This window comes from Streptomyces sp. CBMA29 (genome assembly GCF_014596445.1).
Classification (GTDB): Bacteria; Actinomycetota; Actinomycetes; order Streptomycetales; family Streptomycetaceae; genus Actinacidiphila.
On the sequence record NZ_MECL01000173.1, the window covers coordinates 1 to 8,145 of the forward strand.

An 8,145-nucleotide genomic window follows, 5' to 3' on the forward strand; every position below is an offset into this window, starting at 1 on the left:
CGTGCCCGGCGACGTACGGGGCGCCGCGCCCTTCGCACCCGGCGTCAGGGGCGCCCCGGCCCGGTCGGTCACCGTCGGCGCCGCCTCGGGGGCCGGAGCCCGCCCGGTGCTCGGGCCCGCCGCGAGCAGCACCGTCACCACCGCGCCGATCGCCAGCACCCCCGCCGTACCGAACAGCAGCGCCCTGCGACGGCGGTTGCCCGGCAGCCCTTCCTCCGCGCCCAGCGGGTCCAGCGGATCTGGATGCGGTACGGGTTTGCCCCGGCCCCTGTCGCCGGTTCCGGTCGCGGCCTTCTCCGCCAGCTTCCACAGCGCGCCGACCCGGTCGTAGTCCGCGCCGCTCGCCTGCGCCAGCACCTCCACCGCGTCCAGCGGCGGCAGTTGCCTGCCGTTGAGGTACTTCTCCCACGACTGCGCCGACTGCGCCGTGCGCGCCGCCAGCGCCGGGACCGTCAGGCCGCCGCGGTCCTTCATCCGGCGTAACTGCACGGCCAGCCGCCGCACATCCACCGGAATCCGCTCCGCCAACGGCTCCCACTGCCCCATCGTGCCCCCTGCCTCAACGAGTTCCCCGCCGGGCGCAACGCTAGAACGGGTGTCCCCTAGTCGGGGGGACTTTCCGGACAGCCTCCCCGAACTCGTCCGGACCTGCTAAGCACGGGCCCCGGCCCCGAAGCCCCCTGGGACGGTTCTTCTACCGGGGGCGGTGGGCCGAGTCTTTTCAGGGGCGCGGGGAACTGCGCGACCAGCCCCCACCGGGGGCGCGGGGAAGAACCGGCCCCAGCGGGGCAGTTGCTGCGGTTTCTCGGGCCACAGGCCCGGTGGGGGCGGGCCGCGCAGTTCCCCGCGCCCCTACGGGGCACACCCCGCCGTCGTGACGAGCCGCGCAGTTCCTCCCCCAGCTACCGCTGGGAGGTGCCCCCAGCGCCCCTTCGGGGCTCGTACCCGCCGTGCGGACAGCGCTCCGCGCCCTGGGGCGGTTCTTCTACCGGGGGCGGTGGGCCGATCTTTTCAGGGGCGCGGGGAACTGCGCGACCAGCCCCCACCGGGGGCGCGGGGAAGAACCGGCCCCAGCGGGGCAGTTGCTGCGGGTTCTCGGGCCGCAGGCCCGGTGGGGGCGGGCCGCGCTGGGAGGTGCCCCCAGTGCGCCGTCGTGCCAGCGACCCTGCGGGGCACGCGTCGCGGCGGGCTACCGCACCGAGAAGTGGATGATGTCCTCCAGGAACGGAATCCGGATCAGCGGATCCGGCTGGGCCATCAGCGCCAGCAGGACGATGGCGAGACCGAACAGCCCGTACGTGATCACGTCAGTGAACCGGCTGCGGACCGCGAGCATGCCGACCGCCGTCACGCCCCAGCGCAGCGCGGCGCCGACCAGCAGCGACGCCCCGATCACGATCGCGCCCGCGCGGAAGGCGCCGGTCGCCGTGACGATCAGGCCGACGGCCGCGCCGCAGATGACCAGCAGGATCGGCCACTGCCTGGCGGGTGCGGGGGCGTCCTTGCCCGCCGCCCGGCCGCCGCCTTCGGGCCGCGCGGTGGTCCTGCCGGGCCCGGCCTCGTGCCTGCCGTGCTCCCCGGCGAATCCGGCGGCCGCGGGCACCGGCGCCGGGCCCGATCCGTTCTCACGGCCCTCCCCCGGCGTACGGCCGAGCCCCGGCTCCCCGGCGCCGAAGTCCGCGGCCCCTGCCGCGGGACCCGGATCAGCCGACATCGCCGGCGGCGCGCTCGGACGCCTCCACCACGTTCTGGAGGAGCAGCGCCCGCGTCATCGGGCCGACCCCGCCGGGGTTCGGCGAGATCCAGGCGGCCACCTCGGCCACGCCCGGATGCACGTCGCCGACGATCTTGCCGTTCTCGTCGCGGCTCACGCCGACGTCCAGTACGGCCGCGCCCGGCTTCACGTCCTCCGGCTTGATGATGTGCGGCACACCCGCGGCGGCCACGACGATGTCGGCCTGCCGCAGGTGGGCGGAGAGGTCGCGGGTGCCGGTGTGGCACAAGGTGACCGTCGCGTTCTCCGACTTACGGGTCAGCAACAGGCCGATCGAGCGGCCCACGGTGATGCCGCGGCCGACCACGACCACGTCGGCGCCGTTGATCTCCACGCCGTGGCGGCGCAGCAGCTCCACGATGCCGTTGGGGGTGCAGGGCAGCGGCCCGGTCTCGTTGAGCACGAGGCGGCCGAGGCTCATCGGGTGCAGCCCGTCCGCGTCCTTGGCCGGGTCCATCAGCTCCAGCACCCGGTTGGTGTCGATGCCCTTGGGGAGCGGGAGCTGCACGATGTAGCCGGTGCAGGCCGGGTCCGCGTTCAGCTCGCGGACGACCGCCTCGATCTCCTCCTGCGTGGCGGTGTCCGGGAGTTCGCGCTGGATGGAGCCGATGCCCACCTGCGCGCAGTCGCGGTGCTTGCCCGCGACGTACCACTTGCTGCCCGGGTCGTCGCCGACCAGCAGCGTGCCGAGGCCGGGGGTGATCCCGCGGGCCTTCAGCGCCTTGACGCGTTCGGCGAGTTCGGACTTGATCGCGGCGGCGGTGGCCTTGCCATCGAGAATCTGGGCGGTCATGCCCGCCATTCTCGCGGATCGGACCCGCGCCGGACCAATCCGCCCCCGGCGGGAACCCCGCCCGAGCCCCGCCCGAGTCTCACCTGAGCCCCGCCCGAGCCCCACCTGTGCGCCGCCTGTGCCGTGCCCGGCCCCCGCCGACGCCCGGACCGCTGCCCCGACCGCTGCCCGACGGGCACCGTCCCGACCTCTGTCCGACACCCCTGGTCCCTTGCGCGCCGGGGCACGGGGGCCCCACGATGTGGCCTCGTCCCCCGATTGGGCCAGTACGACGGATATACGACGGATGCGGTCCGCCGCCGCCGTCCCGACCGGCCCTGTCGTCCCAGCCGCCCGCGTAAGGAAGCAGCACGTGAGCCAACCCCCCGGCCCTCCCGGCCCCGGAAACCCGTACGGCGGTCCGTCCCAGCCGCCGCAGCAGCCGCCCTACGCGCAGAACCCGTACGGCCAGGGCATCCCGCAGCAGCCGGGCCCGTACCAGCAGCAGCCCGGCGGCTACCCCGGATACCCGCAGCAACAGCAGCAGCCCGGCGGCTACGGCTACCCCGGCGGCGGCTACCCGGGCCAGGCGCCGTACGGCTACCCGCAGGGCAACCTGCCGCCCGGCATGCCCCCGCTGGCCGGCTGGGGCGCCCGGCTCGGCGCCATGCTGCTCGACGCGCTGATGTTCAACCTCGTCCCGGGCGGCCTGCTCATCGCGGGCTACACCCAGATGTCCGTCAAGCTCGCCGACCGCTGGCAGGACTGCGACGACGCGGGCATCCCCCGCGACGCGTGCCCCAACCCGCACGTCTCCGGCGGTTCCGTCGCGCTGATCCTCATCGGCGGCCTGCTCAGCCTCGTCGCCATGCTCTTCCTCTGCTACCGCGAGGGCAGGACAGGACAGACGCCCGGCAAGAAGATCGTCGGCATCCGCCTCCTGCGCGAACACGACGGCTCCACCCTCGGTTTCGGCCTCGCCTTCGGCCGCCGCCTGCTGCACTTCCTGGACGGCCTCCCGTGCTACCTCGGATTCCTCTGGCCGCTGTGGGACGCCAAGAAGCAGACCTTCGCCGACAAGATGGTCCACACCGTGGTCATCAAGGACCAGTCCTGACCCGCGCGATACCCCGCCCCCCTGCGCAGGGGGCGCTCCTAGGGGCGCTGGGAGGTGTCCCCAGCGCCCCCTGAACGACCGGCGTACCGCCAGGGCTCAGTGGAAGAAGTGCCGCGTCCCTGTCAGGTACATCGTGACTCCCGCCTTGGCCGCCGCCTCGATGACGGCTTCGTCGCGGATGGACCCGCCCGGCTGGACGACGGCGGCGACCCCGGCGGCGGTGAGGACCTCGAGCCCGTCGGGGAAGGGGAAGAAGGCGTCGGAGGCGGCGTAGGAGCCGGCGGCGCGCTCGGCCCCGGCGCGCTCGACGGCGAGCCTGGCGGAGTCGACGCGGTTGACCTGCCCCATGCCGACGCCGACCGTGGCGCCGCCCTTCGCGAGCAGAATGGCGTTGGACTTGACCGCGCGGCAGGCGCGCCAGGCGAAGGCCAGTTCGGCGAGCTGGGCCGCCGTCAGCGCGTCCCCGGTGGCGAGGGTCCAGGTCTCGGGGTCGTCGCCCTCGGCCTGGAAACGGTCCTTGGCCTGGACGAGGAGACCGCCCTCGATCGGCTTGTACTCGGTCACGGTGCCGGGCCCTTCGGCGCAGCGCAGGACGCGGATGTTCTTCTTGCGCGCGAGGATCTCGACGGCGCCGTCCTCGTACCCGGGAGCGACGATCACCTCGGTGAAGATCTCCGCGACCTGCTCGGCCATGGCCGCCGACACGGGCCGGTTGACGGCGATGACGCCGCCGTACGCGGAGACCGGGTCGCAGGCGTGCGCCTTGCGGTGGGCGTCGGCGACGTCCGTGCCGACCGCGATCCCGCAGGGGTTGGCGTGCTTGATGACCGCGACGCAGACGCCCTCGTGGTCGTACGCGGCGCGGCGGGCGGCGTCGGTGTCGACGTAGTTGTTGTACGACATCTCCTTGCCGTGCAACTGCTCCGCCCCGGCCAGCCCCTTTCCGCTGCCGTCGCTGTAGAGCGCGGCGCCCTGGTGCGGGTTCTCGCCGTAGCGCAGGGTCTGCTGGAGCTCGTACGTCTGCCCGCTGAACTCGGGGAACTCGTCGTCGGAGGCGTAGGAATCCAGGAACCAGGAGGCGACGGCCACGTCGTACGCGGCGGTGTGCTGGAACGCCTCGGCGGCGAGCCGCTTGCGGGCGGCGAGGTCGAAGCCGCCGTCGCGGACGGCGGACAGGACGTCGGCGTACCGGTCCGGGCTGACGACGACGGCGACCGACGGGTGGTTCTTGGCGGCGGCGCGGACCATCGAGGGGCCGCCGATGTCGATTTGCTCGACGCACTCGTCGGGACTCGCGCCCGAGGCGACGGTCTCCTTGAACGGGTAGAGGTTGACGACGACCAGCTCGAACGGCTCGACGCCGAGTTCGGCGAGCTGCCGCTGGTGGTCGGGCAGCCGCAGGTCGGCGAGGATGCCCGCGTGGACGCGCGGGTGCAGCGTCTTGACCCGGCCGTCCAGGCACTCGGGGAAGCCGGTCAGCTCCTCGACCTTGGTGACGGGGACGCCCGCGGCGGCGATCTTCGCGGCGGTCGACCCGGTCGACACCAGTTCCACCCCCGCCTCGTGCAGACCGCGGGCCAGGTCTTCGAGACCCGTCTTGTCGTAGACACTGATCAGCGCGCGACGGATGGGCTTATTCACCGACATGAACCTTTCGTCCCTCAATGCGGTAGCCGTGGCGCGCCAGGCGCCCCACGGTCTCGACGAGCAGTCGTCGCTCGACGTCCTTGATGCGCTCGTGGAGCGCGTCCTCCGTGTCGTCCGGCCGGACCTCGACCACGCCCTGGGCGATGACCGGGCCGGTGTCGACGCCGTCGTCGACGAAGTGGACGGTGCACCCGGTCACCTTGGCGCCGTACGCGAGCGCGTCGCGTACGCCGTGGGCGCCGGGGAAACTCGGCAGCAGCGCGGGGTGGGTGTTGATGATCCGGCCGCCGAACCCGGCCAGGAACGCCTTTCCGACGATCTTCATGAAGCCCGCGGAGACGACGAGGTCGGGCGCGTACCGCGCCGTGGCCTCGGCGAGCGCGAGGTCCCAGGCGGCGCGGTCCTCGTAGTCCCTGACGCGGACGACGAAGGTCGGCAGGCCCGCGCGGACGGCGCGGTCCAGGCCCGCGATGCCGTCGCGGTCGGCGCCGACGGCGACCACACGGGCCCCGGCCCCGTACGAGGGATCGGCCTCGATGGCGTCGAGCAGCGCCTGGAGATTGGTCCCGGAACCGGAGACGAGGACGACGAGACGGGCGGGGGTGGAGGCGGGTGCGGGCGCGGCCACTGGCGGTGCTCTCTCGTTTAGAGGATCGTACGAGTCGGAGGCCGATCGGATGATGGGGAACCCTACGAGGCCGCCGACCGTCAGCAACGATACCGGCACTCCCGGCGGCCCCCACGGGACGGGGGAGCGCGCGGACGGTAGCGTCTGCCGGGGGAGCGGCACTTCGCGCGCCCCGCACGCGGGCGTGAGTGACGCATCTGACAGGGATGGCACATCGTCGTACGGTCGTCACAAGACGTCCGTACACGTCGGTACACGTTCGATACACGTCGGTACAAGCCGAAGAAGGAGTCGAGCCCAAGGGGATGGCGCATCACATCATGAGCAGCGGCCGTATTCGTCTCGCGCTGCGCGCGCCCGAGGGCGATCAGCAGGACAATCCCTTCGCGCCGCCGCCGGAGGGCGCGCCCGACCGGCCGTGGCAGCCGCGACAGCAGCCGTCGGACGGCTCGAAGGAAGGCTCGTCCGAGGGCTCGTCGGAAGGCTCGTCAGAAGGCGGCTCCGGCGACAAGCCGGAGGGGCCGCCCCCTCCACCGCACGGCGCACCCACCGCGTGGGGCCACGGGTGGAGCAATCAGCAGCCGCAGGGCGGACGCCCCGACCCGTTCGGACGCAGGCCGGAGCAGGGCGGCGGTCCCACCGGGCCCGCGGGCAGCGGCCCGCGCTTCGACCCCACCGACCCCGCCCAGCGGCGGTCGCGCTATTCGCTGGTCTGCGGCGGCTGGGGACTGATCTTCGCCCTCCTGGGCTGGACGCCGGTCGGGCTCCTGCTCGGCGCCCTCGCCCTCTACTGGGGGATCTCCGCGCTCCGCATGAGCCCGCAGGACCGGGCCAAGGCCCGCGCCGAGGCGGCCTCCGCCCTGGCCGACGCCACCCAGAAGCCCCGGCCCGCCCCGCCCGCTCCCGGGCCCGACGCCCAGCGTTCCTTCGTCACCGCGGCCTGGAGCGGCATCATCACCAGTGCCGTGACGCTCGCGCTGGTCGTCACCACGTACTCCTTGCAGTACGCCTACCGCGATTACTTCACCTGCAAGAGCGACGCCCTCACCACTCCCGCGTCGCACTCCTGCCAGAACCTTCTCCCCAGCCCCCTCCGCGACTTCCCCGGCCTCCGCTGACCGCCCTCCGGGCCGGCACCCGAACGCGTTGGCCTCCCCGCCCCTCACCGACCCCGGTGGGGGGCAGCCAAAACCTGGGCGGTACGCCGATCTTTTAAGGGGCGCGGGGAACTGCGCGACAAGCCCCCCACCGGGGGCGCAGGGAAGAACCGGCCTCGGCGGGGCAGATGCCGTGGGTTCTCGGGCTGAAGCCCCGGTGGGGGCCTACTCGGGCCCGGGATCCGGCTCGGGCCGGGGGACGACGGGGTCCGGGGCAGCGACCGGAGCGGGCGGCAAGGCCGGCATGGGAGGAGCGACCGGAGGAGGCAGCGGCGGAGGCGGCGGCTCCGCAGATACCGGGACCTCGGCGGACGCCGAAACGGTGCGGGTCCACCGCAAGGCGGCGGCGTAGCGCCGCACCGCGGGGCCGCCCCGCCCCCAGAGCCCACGCGCGGCGCGCGCGGCGGCGGAAGGCCAGCCGAGGGGCCGCAGCGCCCGGACCCGGCCGGCCCAGGTCCGGGGACGGAAGACCGCGGCGCCGCCCCGGTGCCAGCGCAGCGCCACGGCCCCGGGCGCACCGAGCAGCAGCGTCCAGGCGAGCGCGGCGAGGCCGGTGGTCCACCAGGAGGGTCCGAAGGCGGCGAGCGTGACGGCGCCGAGGGGCCCGCCCGAAACGGCGGCGAGGAGCGCGAAGGCGACCCCGGTGGCGACGGCCGCCGAGGAGGCGACCGAGGCCGTACGCCGCAGGCTCCACGCGTCGGCGGCGCGCCCCACGGACCAGGCGACCAGCAGCCCGGCGGCGGCGGGCACGACGAGGGTGGCCCACCCGACGAGCCCCCCGCTCCCCTCGTCCGGCAACGCGGCGAGCAGCGGGAATCCGGGCAGCAGCGGATAGCCGGAAGCACCGGCGGGAGCGACCCCGCTGCCGACACCGACGGCGAACCCCGGCCCGAGCGCGTAGGAGGCCCCCCAGACGGCGAGGTTGGGGACGAGCGCGACGGCGACGAGCAGGACGGCGAGCTGTCCGGCCAGCGGCCCGCTGAGCTGCGCGAAGGTCCGCCCGGCGGCCCCGGCGTGCCACGCCAGGGCGGCGGCGCCGATGAGCGCGCC

The 8,145-nt window shown here is 74.2% G+C and carries 8 protein-coding genes; 2 read left to right on the top strand and 6 right to left on the bottom strand.

The window, feature by feature from the left end; all coding sequences use genetic code 11:
* The 3 genes from BGM09_RS22625 to BGM09_RS22635 all read right to left on the bottom strand — a co-directional run.
* Positions 1-546: helix-turn-helix domain-containing protein (locus BGM09_RS22625; RefSeq protein ID WP_188283505.1), on the bottom strand; the 546-nt coding region annotated here is incomplete at its 3' end.
* Positions 547-1,189: 643 nt separating this feature from the next.
* Positions 1,190-1,714 (bottom strand): DUF3017 domain-containing protein, encoded by a 525-nt coding sequence (locus BGM09_RS22630; RefSeq protein WP_188283506.1) that lies wholly within the window; start codon positions 1,712-1,714, stop codon positions 1,190-1,192.
* Positions 1,704-2,567, bottom strand: a complete 864-nt coding sequence (locus BGM09_RS22635) for a bifunctional methylenetetrahydrofolate dehydrogenase/methenyltetrahydrofolate cyclohydrolase (RefSeq protein ID WP_188283507.1) — start codon at positions 2,565-2,567, stop codon at positions 1,704-1,706. Before BGM09_RS22635 ends, BGM09_RS22630 begins: the two co-directional genes overlap by 11 nt.
* Before the next feature lie 352 nt (positions 2,568-2,919).
* Here BGM09_RS22635 and BGM09_RS22640 point away from each other — a divergent pair, with 352 nt between their 5' ends.
* Positions 2,920-3,663 (top strand): RDD family protein, encoded by a 744-nt coding sequence (locus BGM09_RS22640; protein WP_317452840.1) that lies wholly within the window; start codon positions 2,920-2,922, stop codon positions 3,661-3,663.
* A gap of 96 nt (positions 3,664-3,759) precedes the next feature.
* On the opposite strand, the gene purH is transcribed toward BGM09_RS22640, so the two are convergent.
* Together purH and purN are read right to left on the bottom strand one after the other, a co-directional pair.
* Positions 3,760-5,310, bottom strand: a complete 1,551-nt coding sequence (purH, locus tag BGM09_RS22645) for a bifunctional phosphoribosylaminoimidazolecarboxamide formyltransferase/IMP cyclohydrolase (RefSeq protein ID WP_188283509.1) — start codon at positions 5,308-5,310, stop codon at positions 3,760-3,762.
* Positions 5,297-5,938, bottom strand: coding sequence for a phosphoribosylglycinamide formyltransferase (gene purN, locus BGM09_RS22650; protein WP_317452841.1), 642 nt, complete (start codon positions 5,936-5,938; stop codon positions 5,297-5,299). The genes purH and purN overlap by 14 nt, the downstream gene beginning before the upstream one ends.
* Positions 5,939-6,243: 305 nt before the next feature.
* Here purN and BGM09_RS22655 point away from each other — a divergent pair, with 305 nt between their 5' ends.
* Positions 6,244-7,056 (top strand): hypothetical protein, encoded by an 813-nt coding sequence (locus tag BGM09_RS22655; RefSeq protein ID WP_188283511.1) that lies wholly within the window; start codon positions 6,244-6,246, stop codon positions 7,054-7,056.
* A gap of 204 nt (positions 7,057-7,260) precedes the next feature.
* Here BGM09_RS22655 and BGM09_RS22660 read toward each other — a convergent pair.
* The coding region (locus tag BGM09_RS22660; RefSeq protein ID WP_223187447.1) for a DUF6350 family protein at positions 7,261-8,145 on the bottom strand (885 nt) is incomplete at its 5' end.